We start from the raw sequence: 20,596 nt of genomic DNA on the forward strand, positions 1-20,596 counted from the left end.
AAATTTTATGCTGGACATGCTGACTCGCTGGTATAAGCGACGCTTTTCCGACCCCCATGCCGTGAGCTTGATTGCTATTCTACTGGGTGGCTTCCTGACTATTTATTTCTTCGGTAACCTCATCGCACCATTGCTGGTGGCCATTGTCCTCGCATACTTGCTTGAGTGGCCCGTGATGCAGCTGACCCGACTGGGACTGCCTAGAACGCTGGCGGTCATGGGGGTATTACTTATCTTTGCCGGTTTAATGGTTATGGCGGTCTTTGGTCTGGTGCCGACGATTTGGCATCAGGTAGGCAATTTGATTGCTGATGTACCGAATATGTTCAATGGCCTGCAGGAATATGTCTCCAGCTTGCCTGAACGCTACCCAGACTTTGTTCAGCCACACCAAGTGTCCACATTCATGATCACCTTGCGCGAGAAAGTGCTGGGCATGGGTGAGAGTGTGGTGAAAGGTTCATTGGCTTCGCTGGTAAGTTTAGCCACCTTGGCCGTCTACTTGATCTTGGTTCCTCTATTGGTCTTCTTCCTGCTTAAGGACAAGGAAGAGATGATGGAGATGCTCAGTGGCCTGCTACCGAAGAACCGTCGTCTGACCAGCAAGGTTGGGGCGGAAATGAACCAACAGATCTCTAACTATATTCGCGGTAAGGTCACCGAAATTTTCATTGTTGGTATCGTCAGTTATGTCACTTTTGCGGTCATGGATTTGCGCTATGCAGTTCTGCTTGGGGTATTGGTGGGGTTCTCGGTATTGATCCCATATATTGGGGCGGCAGCGGTTACTTTACCGGTGGCGATGGTAGGTTTGTTCCAATGGGGGATCAGCCCAGAGTTTTGGTGGCTGCTGGTTGCCTACGGTATCATTCAGGCACTAGACGGCAACGTATTGGTACCGATCCTGTTCTCGGAAGCGGTCAACCTTCACCCGGTAGCGATTATCGTATCGGTGCTGGTATTTGGCGGGATGTGGGGCTTTTGGGGCGTATTCTTTGCTATCCCGCTGGCGACTCTGGTCAAAGCGGTATGGAATGCCTTCCCTTCTACGGAGTTGCAGCCGCAAGAGCAGCTTGAGGAGTGACAGAATAAAACGAGTTACTCTCGGATAAATGTAAAAAAGGCCGCGATTGCGGCCTTTTTGTTAGCTATTTTCGTTCAGGTAGGCAAGCACTACCTCATGGTGATTCTTGGTCTTGAACTTATTGAAGACATGTTCAATCACACCATTTTCATCTATCAGGAAGCTGATACGGTGCAGGCCGTCGTATACTTTGCCCATGAATTTTTTTTCGCCCCAGACGCCAAATTGATCAGCTACTGCATGGTCTTCGTCTGACAAAAGGGTGAAGTTCAGGCTGTCACGTTCGATAAATTTCGGCAGGCGCTTGACTGCATCGATACTGATACCTAGTACTTCAACGTTAAGGGCATCAAGCTCAGCTTTGCTGTCACGCAGGCCGCACGCCTGAACGGTACAGCCCGGGGTCATGGCTTTCGGATAGAAGTAGGCAAGGACTTTCTTGCCTTTGAAATCAGCCAGGCTAACCGGCTCGTCATTTTGGTTATGTAGTGTGAAGGCTGGCGCAGGCGTACCGGCGGTCAAGGTCTTCATAGTGGATTCCTTATTGATTATGGCCGACAAAAGTCACGTTGCCGCTGACCACCAGATCTTGGCAAAGTGCTTCAAATTCTTCTTGTAAGCTCATTAGGTTACAGCCTTCAGGTAAATTTGTCCCGATTTGCAGCTGAAATCTATTCGGTGATCCGGTTTGTGTGCTTTCTTGAGTGTGGGCGCTGAGCGAGGCGATATCGATCGTGCGCGAGGCGAAGAAGCCGGTAAATTGCTCAATCAGGCCAGGGCTGTCATTGGCTTCTATGTGGAAGTCCGCGGTATAGGTAAAATGACGGTATTCATGCTTGGTTGTGCGCTTCATAACCGTTAGTAAATCATGCTCGCTGGCCTTTAGCGGTAAGGTCGATTCAACCCGGGAGATGGCATTGGCCGAGCCCGAAAGTAACATGATAAGAGTAAACTCTTGGCCAAATAGCGCCAGGCGACTGTCAACAATGTTGCAGTCGCATTGGGTAATAAGCCGGGTGATGTCATCAGAAATGCCAGGGCGGTCGGTGCCAACCGCGGTAACGACGAGATAATGCTCCATATTTATCCATCACTTTTTGAATACCTCCCGCATGTTAGCACAGACCTATGCCCCGCCAAGGAATATCTCCTGTAGATATGAAAGGTGGGGAAATGGCTGTTTGGCCATGGTGTTGTTTTGCATCAGGTGGAAGCGAAAAAGTAGATGTAAAAGTGAGCTGTTGGCAGAGAGTTAGCCTTCACTGATTTACATACTTCTGTCTTGAGTTTACTGTAACTGAAACGTAGTATGGTTTTTCTTGGCCGCTTGATTATTCGCTTAACCAGCATAAATTCATGACGAAGCCAGGGATATTTTTATTCAGGGGAGATGGACATGTTTTCAGGAAGCATGGTAGCGCTAATAACACCGCTTGATGAAGCCGGTGAAGTCGATTACGCCAGTTTGGCGTCACTTGTAGAATACCACATTGCCGCCGGCACCGATGCGATTGTTGCGGTTGGTACCACCGGAGAGTCAGCCACACTGACCGTTGATGAGCATGTGAAGGTGGTATTGAAGACCTTGGAATATGCACAGGGCCGTATTCCGGTCATTGCAGGAACTGGGGCCAATGCGACTCATGAAGCCATCACCTTTAGTAAACTCTTTTCTGGCACCGGTGTTGCGGGTTGTTTGACGGTGACGCCGTACTATAACAAGCCCACACAGGAAGGCCTGTACCAGCATTTCAAAGCGATTGCCGAGGCGACAGAGCTGCCTCAAATCCTATACAATGTACCAGGGCGTACTGCTGTTGACCTGCTGCCGGAGACGGTGGCCCGACTGGCGAAGATTGATAACATCGTTGGTATTAAAGATGCGACAGCAGATCTTTCTCGTGTAAAGAAAACCCGGGAACTTTGTGGCGATGATTTTATCCAATTAAGCGGTGATGATGCCACAGGGTTGGATTTTGTTGCCGAGGGTGGTCACGGCGTGATCTCTGTAACAGCCAATATTGCGGCAGCGGATATGGCGCAAATGTTCAAGTTGGCCCTCTCTGGTCAAATTGAAGCGGCGAATGAGATCAATCAACGTTTGATGCCACTTCATAAGCAATTGTTTGTTGAATCTAACCCTATCCCGGTAAAATGGGCGGCACATCAGCTTGGCCTCGTCTCGTATGGCACTCTTCGCCTACCATTGACTGAGCTAAGCGAATCAGCCCAACCAGTAGTAGCCGAAGCACTCAAGGATGCGAACGTACTACTGTAATTTGCTAGAGCGTAGGAGCGCAGAAGCGTAATGAATTATAAGTATAAGCTGGTGGCGGCTGCCGTTGCAGTTGTTACACTGGCTGGCTGCTCTGATGGCGCGGAGCGTCGCCGTCAGGCGAACCAAGATTTTAACTACCTCGACACCCAACAGCTTGAGAGCTGGACGTTGCCAAGCGATGCCCAGGCCTCGCAGGTCAGCGACTATGCGATACCGGCAGGGGAATATCAGGGAGCAATTGGTGCAGGCGTTGATATCCGCCCGCCACAGCAAGTGCTGGCCTTGATCCCGGGTGCACGAATGCTGCAAGATGATGATGGTGTGACCTTGGTAATGGTCAAGCAGGAAGATCTTTCTGATGTTTGGTCGGTAACCCAAAAGTTGATCGCCGAGCAGAATATTGGACTGAGAAGTCAGACGGCCAATGTCATCGAAACCGACTGGATCAGCTGGAACAACGAAGACGAAGATACCGAGATCGGTAGTCGCTATCGTATCGAAAAATCTGCTGATGCTGGACGCTATAGCTACCGCATCATGCTAGTTGACTGGCGTGAAGGTGGAACTGAGCAAACGGTCAGCGTTGAGAACAAAGAGCGCTACAGTATTCTGATGACCAACTTGGTGACATCGCGTTTTGATGAGCAAGAGCGTGAACAAGCGCGCTTGCGTGCTCAGGAGTTGGTGAAGCAGATCCCGATCTCAATGGGTCAGGATCGCAGTGGTCTACCGGTGATCATTGCTCGTGCACCATACAATGTGTTCTGGGAGCGTCTGCCGGAACTCTTGGGTCAACTGGGCTTTACCGTGGAAGGGCGTAACCGTTCACAGGGTGTGGTTGAGGTACAGTTCAAATCTCCGGATGATGAGTTTTGGGCAGATCTAGGTACCCAGCCAATTGAGCTGGATAGCCGTGCTTATAACCTACAGCTAGGTGATTTGGGTAACCGTACGTCTATCAATATCACCGATACTGACGGTAAACCTGTTACTGAGCAAGCACTGAATAGCCTGGCACCCGTTATGGCCGCTGCTATTGATCGTGCGAATAAGGGCTAAGTAACTCGATATAGCCAATAAAAAACGCAGCTGGTTGCCCAGCTGCGTTTTTTTATGTTCTTAATAAGCGGTTTTAATAACCCAGCGGCTTGTAGGTAGGCGCTGGGTACGAGAAGGGCTTATTTCACTTCTTCGCCTTTGGCCTGCATATCTGCATGGTAAGAAGAGCGAACAAACGGGCCACAAGCGGCATGGGTAAACCCAAGTTCAAGGGCGATCTCTTTTAGCTCATCGAACTCTGAAGGTGGCACATAGCGCTCAACCGGAAGGTGGTGGCGGCTTGGTGCCAGGTACTGGCCCAGTGTCAGCATAGTTACACCATGGGCACGCAGATCTTTCAGTACTTGGACGATCTCTTCTTTGGTTTCGCCCAACCCCATCATCACGCCAGATTTGGTTGGCACTTCAGGGTGCATTTCCTTGAACTTCTTCAGCAGATCCAACGACCACTGGTAGTTAGCGCCTGGTCGTGCCTTACGGTACAGACGGGGTGCTGTTTCCAAGTTGTGGTTGAATACGTCTGGCGGACTGTCGCGCAGGATATCCAGCGCGCGATCCATACGGCCACGGAAATCAGGGACTAGCGTCTCAATTTTGATTTCTGGGTTCAGGGCACGGATTTCACGAGTACAATCGGCAAAATGCTGGGCACCGCCATCTCGAAGATCATCACGGTCAACTGAAGTGACAACGACATAACGCAGTTTCATGTCTGCGATGGTCTTAGCCAGGTGCTGTGGTTCTTCGGCGTTTGGTGGCAACGGGCGACCATGAGCAACATCGCAGAAAGGACAACGACGTGTACAAATTGCACCGAGAATCATAAAGGTAGCCGTACCGTGATTGAAACACTCGGCTAGGTTCGGGCAAGAGGCTTCTTCACAGACTGAGTGCAGCTTGTTTTTACGCATCGCAGATTTGATATCTTGGATACGCTTACTGTCTGACGGAAGTTTGATCTTCATCCATTCAGGCTTACGCAGCACTTCTTTCGGCGCTTCCTCTACCTCTACATTGCGAGTAGGGATGAGGGCCATTTTGTCGGCATCACGGTATTTGACACCTTTTTCAATTTTGATTGGTTTACTCATGAATTGCTTTCCGTTTTCCACTCAATGCTCTGGTAATCGAGCAGGTTGACTAACTCTTCTACGAGTACAGGCTGAATTTCCGTTAGTTCAGAAGGCCCATTCAACAACGCTGTCTGCGTCATTTCCATCCCAGCATAACCGCATGGGTTGATGCGTAGGAAAGGTGCCAGATCCATATTGATATTGAGTGCCAGACCGTGAAAAGAGCAACCACGTCTGATCCGTAATCCGAGTGAACATATCTTCTGACCGGAGACATAGACACCTGGCGCATCAGGGCGGGCATTGGACTCAATCCCGAAATGGGAAAGGGTCTTGATGATGGTATTTTCGATATGCGTGACAAGATCGCGCACACCTATTTTTTTTCGACGTAAGTCGATGAGGATATAGGCAACAAGTTGGCCTGGTCCATGAAAGGTGACCTGACCACCGCGGTCGCTTTGCACCACAGGGATATCCCCCGTGTTGAGTAGGTGCTCGGCTTTGCCTGCCTGGCCTTGGGTAAACACAGGATTGTGTTCAACCAGCCAAACTTCGTCCGTGGTTTCCGGGCCACGTTCGTCGGTGAACTGATGCATGGACTGCCAGATAGGTTGATAATCCTGGCGGCCGAGGTTGCGAATTATAATCTTCTCTTGCAATGTCACACCCTTTTAGTCGTTTGACGAAGCCGGAACAACTGACACCCCAGCATGGGGTTCAATACCAACGGGTATTATAAAACTTGGCGGCTGAATTTACAGCCGCCAATTTTGTAGGGGAATAGGGTAGTGCTTACAGCACAACGCGGACAATGTCGATTTCACCCAGCTCTTTGTACAGGATTTCTACCTGTTCAATCGAGGTTGCTGTGATAGATACAGACACGGCACTGTAGGTTCCTTTGCCACTTGGCTTGACGTTCGGGGTATAGTCGCCCGGTGCGTGACGCTGGATCACGCCAACAACCAGATCCGGGAGTTCAGGTTTGTTGTAACCCATTACCTTGTAAGTGAACTTACAAGGGAACTCTAGAAGATCTTTTAGTTTTGGCTGCTCTTGCTGCTGCATGCTGAACTCCGAGTATATTGCATTCATTTTGCGATGTTAGCCGAGCATATTAATGGGTATGTGGATTTTTCACAAGCCATCTGGTGTCTTGGGGATCGGCAGGAAAAAAAAGAGGCAACCCAAGGTCGCCTCTTTTCTTTATTTATCGGTAAGTTATACCAAGCTTAGCTCAACCAGCCTTTGAACAGCAGCATGATGTAATCAATCAGACGGCTGAACATGCTGCCTTCGTTGATGTCATCCAACGCCAGCAGTGGGTATTCGGCAATATCTTCGTCGCCGACGCGGTAGTAGAGCTTACCAACCACATCGCCTTTCTGGATTGGAGCTTTCAGCTCTTTTTCCAGCACGAAGCTTGCAGTTAGATCTTTGGTTTGGCCGCGTGGCAAGGTTACGAAGGTATCTTCGTTCACACCCAGTGATACTTCAGCCTTGTCACCCATCCATACTTTTTCTGTCACAAATGTCTCGTTTGCTTTATGCGGAGACACTGTTTCGAAGAAGCGGAAGCCGTAGTTCAGTAGCTTTTTGCTTTCAGCCTTACGGGCATTAGGGTTGCTGGTGCCCATAACAACAGAAACAAGGCGCATTTGACCTTCGGTTGCTGTACTTACCAAGCTGTAGCCGGCATTGTCGGTGTGGCCGGTCTTCAGGCCGTCAACGTTGAGGCTCTTGTCCCACAGCAGGCTGTTACGGTTGTACTGGGTGATACCGTTATAAGTGAAAGATTTCTCTTTGTAGATAGCAAACTCATCGGGAACATCACGGATAAGCCCCTGAGCAAGCAGTGCCATATCATACGGCGTAGTGTAGAGATCTGGGTTATCCAGGCCGTGAACATTGGCAAAATGGGTCGAGTCCATACCTAGAGTCTTGGCCCAGGCATTCATCAAGTCAACGAAAGAGTCTTCCGAACCAGCCACATGCTCAGCCATTGCAACACACGCATCGTTGCCCGACTGGATGATGATGCCACGGTTAAGGTCAGCAACTTTTACTTCGCTACCGACTTCGATGAACATTTTAGAAGACCCCGGGAAGTTCTTGGCCCAGGCATTCTTGCTGATCACCACAGTGTCATCCATGGTGATATTGCCACGGTTAACTTCTTGACCGATGACATAACTGGTCATCATTTTGGTCAAGCTTGCCGGTGGGATTTGATCGTATTCTTTATTACCAGCCAGGATCTTGCCTGAATGATAGTCCATAAGGACATAGCCCTTGGCAGCTATCTGAGGGGCTTCAGGTACTACAGCTGGGGCAGCCGCTGCTGATGCTGAAGCCAGCAAGGTTGCTGAAATAGCAACAGAGCGAAAAAGTGCAGCAGATTTTTTCATGTTGGTTGTAACTTAATTTGTCGAATGTAAAAAACTTCACACACTATATCAGATTGTCAATATGAGACCAGTGTTGGACTCGGATATGTTGTGCGGCAAGGCGACTCTTGGCGAATTTTGACATTATACCAAGCTGAATAATCCCCTGGACGACGAAACAGCTTGGTATAACCAGAGTCAAAAAAGCGAAAGTCAAAAAAATACCAGAGTAACGGTTCGCTCTGGTATTTATTTATGACTGCAAATTAGGATTTTGGTTCCAACTCGCGTTTAGATGTGATGATAAAGGCTTGCGGATACTGCCCGGCTTTGGCTTTATCTCGTTGGCTGGTTGCTTCGTCGCGGTCGATGTATGGCCCGAGACGAAGGCGGTAAATCTCAGCAGAGTCCGCCTTTTTCAAATCAACCGAGGTATCGAAATCCTGCTCCAGCTGTTTGGCGATTTGCTCGGCCTTACCTGCATCGGTAACCGCTGCCAACTGGACGAAGTAAAGGTTGGGGTTGGCACTTTGCCATTCGTCCGGGTTGTCGGGCTTCGCGACTTGGATCAACTCGATTTTGACTGGTGCGGTGCCGTGCTTGATAACATCCAGCCGTGCCGCCGCTGCCATGCTAAGGTCGATAATACGCCCGTCGTGGAAAGGACCACGGTCATTAACCCGGACAATCGCGCTCTTACCGTTGTTGGTATTCGTCACTTTGACATAGCTCGGTAGTGGCAGTGTTTTATGCGCCGCTGTCATCGAGTACATGTCGTAGATTTCGCCATTGGAGGTTTTGTGGCCGTGGAATTTCTGACCATACCATGAGGCATTGCCTTCTTCGACGAACGGCTGCTCACCCTGCACAATTTTGTAGTGCTTTCCTCGTAGTGTGTAATCCTTGTTACCAGCCAGACTATGGGGCTCATAGCGTGGTTGGGCATCTTCAATATGATCCAGTGTCGGTGACGATTCTGGTGCGACATCGTCAGCCAGATCGTAGCGCTCGGTATTGGGTGCCGAGCTACATCCCGCAAGGATAAGAACAAGGAATAAGGGTGATATGCGCATTTAGGTCGCCTTGGACAACATTTTTCTGTGGGTATGGATAGACATCAGGATCCCGAAGCCAGCCATCAAGGTGACCATGGAGGTGCCCCCGTAACTGACCAGCGGCAGGGGAACCCCCACAACTGGTAGCAATCCGCTGACCATCCCGATGTTTACGAAAATATAGACAAAAAAGCTCAATACGATACTACCGGCCATCATTCGGCCGAACGCAGTTTGGGCCCGGCTAGCAAGAAGCAAACCCCGGCCGATAATAAACAGGTATATAGCCAATAGGCAAAGGACGCCGATCAGCCCCCACTCCTCGGCAATCACCGCGAAGATGAAGTCGGTGTGGCGCTCAGGTAGAAACTCAAGTTGTGACTGGGTACCTTGCAGCCACCCCTTGCCGGAAAGGCCGCCGGAGCCGATAGCGATCTTCGACTGGATGATATGGTAACCGGCACCAAGTGGATCGGACTCAGGGTTGAACAGGGTCAATACCCGGGTGCGTTGGTAATCACGCATCAGGAAAATCCACAGTACCGGGATGAAAGCTCCAACCAGAACACCAGCAGCCCCGATTATTCTCCAGCTCATACCGGAGAGGAACAGCACAAAAACCCCAGACGCAGCGATTAGAATCGAGGTACCCAGATCGGGTTGCTTGGCAATTAAAATGGTTGGGACAAATACCATCACCAGAGCGATAACAATATTTTTCAGGCTTGGCGGCAGTGGGTTGTTGCCGATAAAGCGCGCTACCATCAGGGGAACTGCAAGCTTAATCAGCTCAGAGGGTTGAAAGCGAACAAATCCCAGATTCAGCCAGCGTTGGGCGCCCTTCGAGGCTTCACCGAAAAACAATACACCGAGTAGCAGGATCAACCCGACCCCAAATAAATAGGGGGCCCAGGTTTCATAATGGCGCGGGGAGATCTGGGCCAGAATAAACATGATCCCCAATGACAACACCATACGCATCGCTTGGCGTTCCATCATGGCTGCTTCTTGTCCGCTGGCACTGTACATTACCATCAGGGCAAAGCCCATTAGGGCAAGGATCCCCATCAAAAGCGGGAAGTCCAGGTGCAGGCGGTCACTCAAGCTGCGTTTGTTGCCTGTGGCGGCCATGATACTCATTGCGATACCTCGGCTATTTTCTTATCGACTATCTCTACCAGTGGATCGGGTGTTTCTGGTTTGAGCAACATGTGGTCGAAAATCCTGCGGGCGACCGGACCACCGTTGGAAGAACCACCACCGGCGTTTTCGAGTACCATGGATACGACCACTTCTGGTTTCTCAAATGGGGCAAATGCTGTGAACAAAGCATGGTCACGTAAGTGTTCTTCCAGCTCTTCGGCGTTGTATTCCTGATCTTCGGCCAGACCAAAGACCTGAGCTGAACCTGATTTACCACCGGCTTTGTATTCAGAGCCGTAGAATGAACGGCGTGCCGTACCGCGAACGCCATGAAGTACCCGGAACATGCCTTCTTTGGCTACTTGCCAATTCTTCGGGTCGACATTTTCAATCGGTGGGAAGTCATCGTACACCGCAGGCTTTTCGACATCATCATCAATGATATCTTTTAGCAGGTGCGGGGCTTGTACTCGACCGTCATTGACCAATACCGTAGTGGCTTTGGCAATCTGCAACGGTGTCGCGGTCCAGTATCCCTGGCCGATCCCGACCGGAATGGTATCCCCTTGATACCAAGGCTGGCGGAAACGGGCTTGCTTCCATTCACGGGTTGGCATATTGGCCTTGCTCTCTTCATGGATGTCGATACCGGTGTATTCACCGAAACCGAAGCGGCTCATCCAGTCGGACAGGCGATCAATCCCCATGTCATAGGCGACTTGGTAGAAGAAGGTATCAACTGATTCTTCTATCGCTTTGTAAATATTGACCTTGCCGTGGCCCCAGCGCAGCCAGTCACGGAATGGACGGCTGTTGGAGTTCGGGATCCGCCAGTAGCCAGGATCGTTCCGGGTGGTACGGGTGGTGATCACCCCTTCACTCAGAGCCGCCACCGCAATCATCGGTTTAATGGTCGAGGCCGGCGGGTAGATCCCGAGTGTAACCCGGTTGACCAGCGGACGATTCTTATCGTTCAGCAGGGCACGGTACTGGGGACCGGAAATGCCGTGGACGAACAGGTTAGGATCGTAGCTTGGGCTTGAGACCATCGCCAGCACTGACGAGTCACGCGGATCCATAACAATGACTGAGCCACGTTTGTATTTGATCTGCTCTTCACCGGTATCGGGGTCGAGCTTACGTTCAGTCAGTAGTTCTTTGACATAGAGCTGGAGCTCAATGTCGATATTGAGTTTGATGTCGTTGCCAGGGATTGGCGGGACATATTTTAGGGTACGGATGATCCGCCCACGGCTGTTGACCTCGACTTCTTGATAGCCAGAGGTACCGTGCAGCATATCTTCGTAATAGCGCTCTACACCCAGCTTGCCGATATCTCGGGTGGCTTTGTAGTTGTTTATTTTCTCATCGCGCTCAAGGCGTTGGAGATCACGGTCGTTTATTTTCGCCACGTAGCCCAATACATGGGTCAGGGCTTCGCCGTAAGGGTAGTGCCGTTTCAGGTAGGCTTTGACTTCGACGCCAGGGAAACGGTGCTGGTTGACTGAAAACAGTGCGACCTGCTCTTCGGTGAGCTGGTTGAGGATTGGAACCGATTTGAAGCGTCGGGTACGGCGGCGCTCGCGTTCGAAGCGTTCGATTTGCTCATCGGTGACGCCCATCAATACTTTTAGGCGATCGAAGGTATCTTGCCTGTCAGGCACTTTTTCCGAGGTGATTTCTAGCGAGTAAACCGGGCGGTTCTCGGCAAGCAGAATGCCGTTACGGTCATAGATCAGGCCGCGGTTAGGTGCGACAGGAACAATTTTGATCCGGTTATCGTTCGAACGTGTCTGGTAGTCTTCGTGCTCTTGGATCTGGATGTGATATAGGTTTGTGAGCAGAATACCGACCAGCACGACGATGCCGATAAATGAGACAAGAGCCCGGCGAAAGAATAACGCCGACTCAGCCCGGTGGTCGCGGATCTGCGTTCGCTTTTGTCTCATTGCCCATTATTCCCTATGGTACGGGTGGTTCGCTGTGATGCTCCACGCACGGTACAGGCTTTCGGCCATGACAATACGCACCAATGGGTGAGGTAATGTCAGTGGGGACAGTGACCAGCTTTGATCTGCTGCTGCCTTGCAAGCCGGTGCCAAGCCTTCCGGACCGCCGATCAGGATAGACACATCTCGCCCATCCAACTTCCAGCTTTCCATTTGATCGGCCAATTGCTCGGTATCCCAGCGCTTGCCCGGGATATCCAAGGTGACAATACGGTTGCCTTTTTGCACCGCGGCCAGCATCGCCTCGCCTTCCTTTTGCAGGATACGAGCGATATCGGCATTTTTACCGCGTTTGCCGGCTGTGATTTCAACCAGCTCGAGCGGCATGTCTTTCGGGAAGCGGCGGCTATATTCTTTATAGCCTTCCTCGACCCATTTCGGCATCTTGGTGCCGACAGCAATTAGTTGAAGCTTCATTGTTGGTTAGCCCCAAAGCTTCTCCAGTTGGTAAAGGTTGCGTGCATCTTCTTGCATGATATGCAGCATGACATTGCCCATATCAACGATTACCCACTCACCGTCTTCTTCGCCGCTGATCCCAAATGGCGGATAATCAATTAGCTTCGATTCTTTGTTAACGTGATCGGCAATCGAGGCTACGTGGCGGTTTGAGGTACCAGTGCAAAGCACCATGAAATCAGTAATGCTGGATTTACCGCGAACATCAAGGGTAACGATGTCCTGTGCTTTGATGTCATCTACTTTATCAACAATAAAATCGTGTAGTTCTTGAACCTGCAAAAGGGGATCCTCTTTTGTATATTTGGTGTCATTACTGTAGACCCAGATAGCACTGGGTCCCAATGTAGCGGCGCAGTATACCATGCTCAAGCTTGTCCATGACAAGTTGGCAGTAACTTTACATAGCCTGCGTCTAACTTGTGCCGGATGGCTAAAATTTACCCGGTATAGCGGTCGTTACACCGCACATTTCGGCACACAGGGCCGATAGGGTATCCCATGGCTGATCGTCAAAGTCGGTTTTTACCCGCAGCTCCAGTTCAGCCAGCTGCCGGAGCAGCCTGATGATAGTTGGGAGCGGTAAGCGATGTAGTGCGCCAATGTATACTTCCCGTCGGCTTTGCCAGATTCGGAAGTTCTCGAAGATGTTATTGAGTGAAGTGCCTTTGCTACCCATTTCCTGCATTTTATACAGTTGGGTCAACTCGCGCTGCAAGGTGCGTAATAAGATCACCGCTTCGATGCCTTCGCCCTGTAATTGACGTAATACCCGCTGGCTGCGTTTGGCTTGGCCTGCCAATACGGCGTCAAGCAGTTGGAATGGGGTGTAGTGGTTATGGCGGCTCAATGCCTCTTCAAGACGGACGATAGTTAGGTCGCCATCAGGATAGAGCAACACCAGCTTTTGTAGGCTCTGGGCCAAGGCGAGCAGATTGCCCTCATGCCATTGGGCCAGTAGCTGAACCGACTCATGATCCGGTTTCAGCCCGAGCTGCTGGCAGCGCCCCTGAATAAACCGCGGTAGATGGCGGGCATCGGGGGTATTGCAGGGAATATATAGTCCTTGTGCGTCAAGTGCCTTGAACCACTTGGTGCTTTCCTGTTTTTTGTTGAGGCGGGGCCCCTGGATCAGCAGCAGGATGTCCTCGTGCAGAACGTCGATGACTTCCTGGAATGACTTGACCTGCTGGGCATTTAGGCCATTTTCTGGCAGCTCCAGCTCAATAATCTGGCGGGCAGAAAACAGGCTCATGGCCTGGCAACAATCAAGTACCGCGTTCCAATCCAGTTGGGCGTCGACCGTAAAGCTGTGACGTTCATCAAAACCAGCCTGCTGGGCTGCTTGCTTGATGTGATTGCTTGATTCGAGCTTGAGCAGCGGTTCATTACCGCATAGCAGGTAGGCTTGGCGCAGCCCTTTACTTAGCTGCTGCGCCAGTTGTTCCGGGAAAATCCTCATTGCGCCGTTTCAACCTGCTCAATCTGCACACCTTGCAATATCGCCTGGTTGGCATTGTCGCTCGCAGGATCGCTCTCGGCCTTTACGTCTAAGCCGAGCTCTGTAGTTACTCGTTCATCATCATTGCTGTCTGCATTCGCACTTTGCTCCAGCAGGGCTTGCAGCTCTTCTTCTTCCATTTGGTTGAAGACAGCTGTCAGGCGGGCTAGCTGGCGCATGATCTGTTTAGCGGCCTGTTCGCGCATCTCTTGCTCGATTATGTCGCGCTCGACAGATTTTGCCAGTGCTGTTAGTGGGTTATCAAGGAACGTACGGTTGACGCGGGTGGTAAACGTCTGACTACCTTTTTCTGGTACCACAATACGGTAGCTTACGGTATAGGTCAGCTCGTATTCGGCAGCACGGGCATTTTGGTACAGCGACAGGGTGCGTTCACCGGTCGATTCGCTGATCAAATGCAGGTTCGGTACTTTGCTTGACGGTGCCACAGGCTCGATACCGTGTAGTTGGAATTGTGACTTTACCTGACGATGTAGTTGGCCGTATTGGTCAAAACTGGTCAGGGAAAGCTTGGCAATGTCGTCGGGCAACATATAGTTACCACGGAGGTGAAAACCGCAAGATGCAGTCGCCAACGCCATAAGGACAACAAAGAAGGTTCGGATAATGCTTTTTGGAGAAATGAAAGCTCTCACCGAGTCTGCTCCATGAAAAAAAGTGAAAACTGATCGGCTGACGCGGATGGTTCTAGTTAGGGTGTGTGAGCCGGATTAAACTGTGGCTCCAAACTGGAGCCACAGGTTAGGCACTAGGAAGTAGCTTTAGTTCGATGCGAAATTAGTTCGCAACGATGTTCAGCAGTTTTCCTGGTACATAAATCACTTTACGAATGGTTTTTTCGTTTGTGAATTTAGTTACGCCTTCATCGGCCATTGCCAAGGCTTCGACTTGCTCTTTGGTTGAGTCTGCCGCAACCGTTAGTTTAGCGCGAAGTTTACCGTTCACCTGTACGATGATCAGTTTTTCGTCTTCAACCATGGCTTTATCGTCGGCAACTGGCCACTGTGCGTCATCGATGTTGCTTTCGCCCAGCGTTTCCCACATTTCGAAACAGATATGCGGTGTCATTGGGTATAGCATACGAACGATAGCTTTTAGGGCTTCGTCAAGTAGAGCACGGTCTTGTGCTGATTCTTGAGAGGCTTTAGCCAGCTTGTTCATCAACTCCATGATAGCGGCAATCGCGGTGTTGAATGTTTGGCGGCGGCCAATATCGTCACCCACTTTAGCGATTGTTTTGTGCACATCACGACGCAGAGCTTTCTGATCGGAAGACAATGCAGCTACATCGACAGCGTCCGCTGCACCATTGCTTGCATGTTCGTTAACCAGTTTCCAAACACGTTTCAGGAAGCGGTTGGCACCTTCAACACCAGACTCTTGCCACTCAAGTGTCATGTCTGCAGGTGATGCAAACATCATGAATAGACGGACGGTATCTGCACCGTATTTGTCTACCATCTCTTGTGGGTCGATACCGTTGTTTTTCGACTTAGACATTTTGATCATGCCTGAGTGAGTCACATCGCGGCCTTTGTCATCGGTCGCTTTTTCAATGCGGCCTTTGTTGTCACGCTCGATTTCAACGTCAGTTGGGGCGATCCACTCTTTAGTGCCTTTGTCGTTAGTGTGGTAGAAAGCATCGGCCAGTACCATACCTTGACATAGCAGTTGCTTGAACGGCTCATCAGAGGTTACGTAACCTGCGTCACGTAGCAATTTGTGGAAGAAGCGCGAGTACAATAGGTGCATACAAGCGTGCTCGATACCACCAATGTACTGATCGACTGGTAGCCAGTAGTTCGCTTTTTCTGGGTCTAGAATGTCGTCAGCCTGTGGTGAGCAGTAACGTGCGTAGTACCAAGACGATTCCATGAAAGTATCGAAGGTATCTGTTTCACGTAGTGCTGGCTCGCCGTTAAAGGTGGTTTTTGCCCACTCTTTATCCGCTTTGATTGGGCTGGTTACGCCGTCCATTACCACGTCTTCCGGTAGGATTACCGGTAGTTGATCGGCTGGAACCGGGTGAACTTCACCGTCTTCGGTGGTAACCATTGGGATTGGTGCACCCCAGTAACGCTGACGAGAGACACCCCAGTCACGTAGACGGAAGTTTACTGTCTTCTTGCCTTTACCTTCAGCTTCAAGTTTCGCTGCAATGGCATCGAATGCCGCTTGGAAGCCCAGGCCGTCGAATTCACCCGAATCAAACAGTACACCTTTTTCAGTGTATGCCGCTTCTGATACGTCTAGCTCGCTGCCGTCTTCTGGCTTGATCACTGGGATGATGTCTAGGCTGTACTTAGTGGCAAATTCATAGTCACGCTGATCGTGAGCTGGAACCGCCATTACCGCACCTGTTCCGTAATCCATCAGTACGAAGTTAGCTACGAATACCGGTACTTCACGGCCGTTAAGTGGGTGGATAGCTGTTAGGCCGGTATCCATCCCTTTCTTTTCCATGGTTGCCAGTTCAGCTTCAGCAACCTTGGTGTTACGGCACTCTTCAACGAAAGCCGCTAGCTCAGGGTTATTCTGAGCGGCTTTTTCTGCAAGAGGGTGACCTGCAGCAATACCCACGTAAGAAACACCCATCAGTGTATCAGGACGCGTAGTGTAGACTTCTAGAGGTGCTTCTTCGCCGTTAACAGCGAAAGATAGCTCAACACCTTCAGAGCGGCCGATCCAGTTACGCTGCATGGTTTTCACCATTTCAGGCCAACCTTCAAGGTTGTCTAGATCATCAAGCAGCTCTTGAGCGTATTCAGTGATCTTAATGAACCACTGAGGGATTTTCTTTTGCTCTACCGGCGTATCACAACGCCAGCAGCAACCGTCTTCAACCTGCTCGTTAGCCAGTACGGTCTGGTCATTCGGACACCAGTTAACTGAAGAGGTCTTCTTGTATACCAAGCCTTTTTCGTAAAGCTTAGTGAAGAATTCTTGTTCCCAGCGGTAATACTCTGGTGTACAGGTTGCGAATTCGCGGTCCCAGTCGTAGCCGAAGCCCAGCAGTTTTAGCTGGTTCTTCATGTATTCGATGTTCTCGTATGTCCAAGGCGCTGGCGCAGTTTTGTTTTTAACTGCAGCATTTTCAGCCGGTAGACCGAATGCATCCCAACCGATTGGTTGCATCACGTTCTTGCCTTGTAGGCGCTGGTAACGAGAGATCACATCACCGATGGTGTAGTTACGCACGTGACCCATGTGCAGTCGACCACTTGGGTACGGGAACATGGAGAGACAGTAGAATTTTTCTTTATTAGGGTCTTCACTTACAACAAAGGTCTTTTTGTTGTCCCAATGTTCTTGAACTTTCTGTTCAATGTCCTGTGGACGATATTGTTCTTGCATCGATGACATCCGGGATTTTGTGAGTTGAGTACAAACACATTCAATATAATCGACATAGAATAACTAAAGGTAAAGGTGTCAACAATAGCTGAAACCACTTAGGGGGCGAATTGTTGGCCGATAATGGTGCCAATTACTCAGAAGGCTGGCGGATGCCGGTGAATTAGCGAATAGGAGGTGACCTATGGCAACAAAGAAGACGGATTATGAGGCGCTACTCGAGCAAGTCACGGAAACCCTCAAACACAGTCCTGATGAGCTAAAACACTGGGCAGAGGTGACGGAAAAGTACCGTCAAGCGGCCAGTGACATGAGCAAAGACGAATTGGCATTGATTTCAGCATACCTCAAGCGGGATGTGCAGGAGTTTGGCCAAAATGCTGACGAGAGCCCGGCACCGTTCAGCGACAGCCCATTTTACCGGGTAGTAAAAGAGACTATTTGGGAGGGGCTTGCCGAAGCGACGGACAAAACCCAGATTGAATGGCATGAGGTGATGGATGATCTCAAGCACCAAGGCGTCTATGAAGCCGGTGAGATCATAGGTCTTGGTCATCTGGTGTGTGAAAAGTGCGGCCACGACGAGGTCATCACCCATGTCAAAGAGATCTCGCCTTGCCTCAAATGCGGCCATAACCGCTTTACCCGCAAGCCGTTGTCGCCCTAGGCTGCAATTGACTCACATGAGATAAACAAAAACGGGCCGAAAGGGCCCGTTTTTTTACGAGGGGTATAACGCGGCTTACTCCATTGGCTCTATCGTCTCAACCACAACGGTTGTTGGTGCTGGTTCTGGGAGTTGGGTTGGTACGGCTGCCGACGGTTGAGAGGCACTCTGGAGCGGCGTGACACTGAATTTTTGGCCTGCAATCGCTGCTTCCACCATCATCCCGCCTTTGGCGGCAGTGAATACTGCCACGCCGTTGGTGTAGTCAGCGTCGACAAATTTATCACCGGCGCTGGCACGGAAGCCTGATGTCCCGGCATTGGCTTGGGCGCCCTCGGTCAAAGCCACCGCAGAGGCTGAGGCATCAAGCTCGAAATTGCCGTCCATGAAGCGCTCGTAAGCACGTTTATCCTGGAAGAATATAATTTCGCTGTACGACTGACCACCGAACTGCAAACCGAAAGACACTTGGTATAACTTGGCATTGCCGGTGATGTCGCCATTTTTGAAGACGGTGCCGCTACCATAGGCGCCACCGACCCAGAATCCGCCTTTACCGACAGAAGGAAAAACCGCATAGCCATAAGCGGTGTGGAAAAAGGGTTGGGTTTGCGAAGCGGCTTGGAACTGGGTGAGGGCCGCTTGGGTTTCAAGACTTTCTTTTGCTACCGAGCCTGTTGCCACGCAGAGCATCGCGACGCTGCATAGCATGGCAAAGAGTTTGTTGATCGATTTCATTGGCATTCCCCAAATAGACATTGTGCTGTTGTTATTCCAAGCTTTTGATAGGTACAGTCGGTACACAGCACCGTGGCACACTCCGATACACATCGCTTGGTTATCTGTCCAACATATTAACAAGGTGAATGAAAAGGCGAAGGGGTTACCTTCGCCTTTTGGGGGGATTGTCAGCATTGATTCAGCGTTATGCTGGCTCGCTGGTTAATCGTGGTAATTCACTTGCGGCTGTTCGTCACGGAACCGGCCGGCTTGGCGGCGGATCAGGATCCACGACAGGGCGACAGACCACAGAATGTAGATGTACAGCGGCCAGCTACCGAGCGTGGTGTACGGTGTCATGCCAATAGTCGGTACCACTTCAGCCCTGAGGACGCCGGTTTCGAACTGCGGGATCTGCTCAATGATCTTCCCCTTATGATCGACAATACCGGTCAGGCCACTGTTGGTTGCCCTTAGCAGGGGCTTGCCGAGTTCAAGTGAGCGCATCTGGGCTATTTCCATATGCTGGAACGGGCCGATGGATTTACCGAACCAGGTATCATTGGACAAGGTCAGCAGGAATTCGGTGTCGATATTGACGTTACGACGTACCTGCTCGCTGAACGCGACTTCGTAGCACAATGCCGGTGCCAACGAGTAGCCATTGGCCTCGAGGTTTGGCTGGATGTAATCCCCTCGGCTGAACGAAGACATCGGCAGGTTGAAGAACGGCGCAATTGGACGCAGGATATCGCCGAACGGCACGAACTCACCAAATGGTAGCAAATGGTGCTTGGTATAACGCTCTGCTTGGTCGTACTTATACGGACCGACTGCATTGATGCCAAGGGTCAGGATGTTGTTGTAAAACTCCCCTTGTTCATTCTGATCCAGTACACCGGTGATCACGGTACTGTTGTTATTGCGCGCCGCTGCATCGAGGTTCTGCAAGAAGGTGGTGACCTGGGTCTCCAAAGCTGGGATCGCTGCTTCCGGCCAGATGATCAGATCTGCGTCCCAGTTCTCGCGAGTCAGATCGGTGAACTTCATCAGGGTCGGCCAACGCTGGCTTGGCAGCCATTTGATTTCCTGCGGTACGTTACCCTGGATCATTGCGACATCGAGGGCATTGTCGATATCCGGCTTGACCCATTGTTTCTGCCCGGTAAATAGGCCGATCGCCAAAATAAATACCGGTACCAGCAATGGACGCCAGTTACGGTAGTAAGTGGCTGCCACGAGGGCGCCGCAGCTAAGCAGCAGTGCCAAGGTGATCCCTTCGACTCCCAAAATAGGGGCAAAGCCGGCATACGGGCTGTTAATTTGGCCGTAGCCCAACCACAGCCATGGAAAGCCGGTCATCAACCAGCCGCGGATCCAGTCGAGCAGCAGCCAGATCACCGGGCCGCTCAGCATTAACTGGTGGAATGGACGGCCACGGTTGAATTTGTTGAATAGGGCGCCGAAGACGGCGGGGTACAGGGCAAGGTAGCCTATTAGCAAGGCCATTAACGCCCAACCGGCTAGCCATGGCATACCGCCAAAATTGGCGATACTGACATGTACCCAGCTGATCCCAGTACCAAACAGACCTAAGCCCCAGAGCAAACCAATCAACGCGGAGCGCTTGACGGATTGATTCTGTAGCAGGTACAGGAAAATAAAGAGGGAAAGTGGAGCAAGGTACCAGTGATGGTAGGGAGCAAAGGATAAGGTGGCTAAGGCACCTGCTGGGACAGCCAGCAATGGCTGTCCCAACTTCTTAAGGGTATTTTTCGTCATT

General features: G+C 50.8%; 20 protein-coding genes. 4 read left to right on the plus strand and 16 right to left on the minus strand.

All coding sequences use genetic code 11. From position 1 onward, the window contains the following. Positions 1-7: 7 nt before the first annotated feature. Entirely contained in the window at positions 8-1,084 is a 1,077-nt protein-coding gene (locus tag ACVA58_RS26085; protein WP_446513172.1) for an AI-2E family transporter, read from the plus strand. 60 nt (positions 1,085-1,144) lie between these two features. Here ACVA58_RS26085 and bcp read toward each other — a convergent pair whose 3' ends face one another. Beyond that, entirely contained in the window at positions 1,145-1,615 is a 471-nt protein-coding gene (bcp, locus tag ACVA58_RS26090) for a thioredoxin-dependent thiol peroxidase (RefSeq protein ID WP_446513173.1), read from the minus strand. Between the two features lie 10 nt (positions 1,616-1,625). Then, positions 1,626-2,165 (minus strand): glycine cleavage system protein R, encoded by a 540-nt coding sequence (locus tag ACVA58_RS26095; protein WP_446513174.1) that lies wholly within the window; start codon positions 2,163-2,165, stop codon positions 1,626-1,628. 315 nt (positions 2,166-2,480) lie between these two features. On the opposite strand from ACVA58_RS26095, the gene dapA reads away from it, so the two are divergent. Together dapA and bamC are read left to right on the plus strand one after the other, a co-directional pair. Beyond that, positions 2,481-3,362, plus strand: a complete 882-nt coding sequence (dapA, locus tag ACVA58_RS26100; protein ID WP_446513175.1) for a 4-hydroxy-tetrahydrodipicolinate synthase — start codon at positions 2,481-2,483, stop codon at positions 3,360-3,362. 30 nt (positions 3,363-3,392) lie between these two features. Continuing rightward, a complete protein-coding gene (bamC, locus tag ACVA58_RS26105) occupies positions 3,393-4,421 on the plus strand; it encodes an outer membrane protein assembly factor BamC (RefSeq protein WP_446513176.1) in 1,029 nt (342 codons plus the stop codon). A gap of 119 nt (positions 4,422-4,540) precedes the next feature. On the opposite strand, the gene lipA is transcribed toward bamC, so the two are convergent. The 12 genes from lipA to leuS all read right to left on the minus strand — a co-directional run bounded on the left by lipA (position 4,541) and on the right by leuS (position 17,426). After that, positions 4,541-5,512, minus strand: coding sequence for a lipoyl synthase (lipA, locus tag ACVA58_RS26110; protein ID WP_446513177.1), 972 nt, complete (start codon positions 5,510-5,512; stop codon positions 4,541-4,543). After that, positions 5,509-6,156 carry a lipoyl(octanoyl) transferase LipB gene (gene lipB, locus ACVA58_RS26115; RefSeq protein ID WP_446513178.1) on the minus strand — a complete coding sequence of 216 codons (648 nt, stop codon included), beginning with the start codon at positions 6,154-6,156 and terminating at the stop codon, positions 5,509-5,511. Before lipB ends, lipA begins: the two co-directional genes overlap by 4 nt. Before the next feature lie 133 nt (positions 6,157-6,289). Then, positions 6,290-6,565 (minus strand): DUF493 family protein YbeD, encoded by a 276-nt coding sequence (gene ybeD / locus ACVA58_RS26120; RefSeq protein ID WP_446513179.1) that lies wholly within the window; start codon positions 6,563-6,565, stop codon positions 6,290-6,292. 164 nt (positions 6,566-6,729) lie between these two features. After that, positions 6,730-7,905 carry a serine hydrolase gene (locus ACVA58_RS26125; RefSeq protein WP_446513180.1) on the minus strand — a complete coding sequence of 392 codons (1,176 nt, stop codon included), beginning with the start codon at positions 7,903-7,905 and terminating at the stop codon, positions 6,730-6,732. Positions 7,906-8,150: 245 nt separating this feature from the next. Then, on the minus strand, positions 8,151-8,957 hold the full coding sequence (locus ACVA58_RS26130) for a septal ring lytic transglycosylase RlpA family protein (RefSeq protein WP_446513181.1): 807 nt from the start codon (positions 8,955-8,957) through the stop codon (positions 8,151-8,153). Beyond that, positions 8,958-10,079 (minus strand): peptidoglycan glycosyltransferase MrdB, encoded by a 1,122-nt coding sequence (gene mrdB / locus ACVA58_RS26135; RefSeq protein ID WP_446513182.1) that lies wholly within the window; start codon positions 10,077-10,079, stop codon positions 8,958-8,960. It abuts the gene before it with no gap. Continuing rightward, complete coding sequence (mrdA, locus tag ACVA58_RS26140) at positions 10,076-12,031, minus strand: penicillin-binding protein 2 (protein ID WP_446513183.1); 1,956 nt, start codon at positions 12,029-12,031, stop codon at positions 10,076-10,078. The genes mrdB and mrdA overlap by 4 nt, the downstream gene beginning before the upstream one ends. Before the next feature lie 6 nt (positions 12,032-12,037). Next, positions 12,038-12,508 (minus strand): 23S rRNA (pseudouridine(1915)-N(3))-methyltransferase RlmH, encoded by a 471-nt coding sequence (rlmH, locus tag ACVA58_RS26145; protein ID WP_446513184.1) that lies wholly within the window; start codon positions 12,506-12,508, stop codon positions 12,038-12,040. A 6-nt stretch (positions 12,509-12,514) separates the two neighbouring features. Then, on the minus strand, positions 12,515-12,832 hold the full coding sequence (gene rsfS / locus ACVA58_RS26150) for a ribosome silencing factor (protein WP_428657222.1): 318 nt from the start codon (positions 12,830-12,832) through the stop codon (positions 12,515-12,517). Between the two features lie 151 nt (positions 12,833-12,983). Further along, the gene (holA, locus tag ACVA58_RS26155; protein ID WP_446513185.1) at positions 12,984-14,012 is read right to left on the minus strand and encodes a DNA polymerase III subunit delta; all 1,029 of its coding nucleotides are present in this window, start codon (positions 14,010-14,012) and stop codon (positions 12,984-12,986) included. After that, positions 14,009-14,707, minus strand: coding sequence for an LPS-assembly lipoprotein LptE (locus ACVA58_RS26160; RefSeq protein ID WP_446513186.1), 699 nt, complete (start codon positions 14,705-14,707; stop codon positions 14,009-14,011). The genes holA and ACVA58_RS26160 overlap by 4 nt, the downstream gene beginning before the upstream one ends. A 142-nt stretch (positions 14,708-14,849) precedes the next feature. Further along, complete coding sequence (gene leuS / locus ACVA58_RS26165; RefSeq protein ID WP_446513187.1) at positions 14,850-17,426, minus strand: leucine--tRNA ligase; 2,577 nt, start codon at positions 17,424-17,426, stop codon at positions 14,850-14,852. Between the two features lie 184 nt (positions 17,427-17,610). Between leuS and ACVA58_RS26170 the strand changes: the two genes are divergently transcribed. Further along, positions 17,611-18,093, plus strand: coding sequence for a zinc ribbon-containing protein (locus tag ACVA58_RS26170; protein WP_446513188.1), 483 nt, complete (start codon positions 17,611-17,613; stop codon positions 18,091-18,093). A gap of 75 nt (positions 18,094-18,168) precedes the next feature. Here ACVA58_RS26170 and ACVA58_RS26175 read toward each other — a convergent pair whose 3' ends face one another. Together ACVA58_RS26175 and lnt are read right to left on the minus strand one after the other, a co-directional pair. After that, positions 18,169-19,008, minus strand: coding sequence for a lipid-binding SYLF domain-containing protein (locus tag ACVA58_RS26175; RefSeq protein ID WP_446513189.1), 840 nt, complete (start codon positions 19,006-19,008; stop codon positions 18,169-18,171). A 27-nt stretch (positions 19,009-19,035) separates the two neighbouring features. Further along, entirely contained in the window at positions 19,036-20,595 is a 1,560-nt protein-coding gene (gene lnt, locus ACVA58_RS26180; RefSeq protein ID WP_446513190.1) for an apolipoprotein N-acyltransferase, read from the minus strand. Between the last annotated feature and the right edge of the window lies 1 nt (position 20,596).

Source organism: Photobacterium sp. DNB22_13_2 (assembly GCF_052873915.1).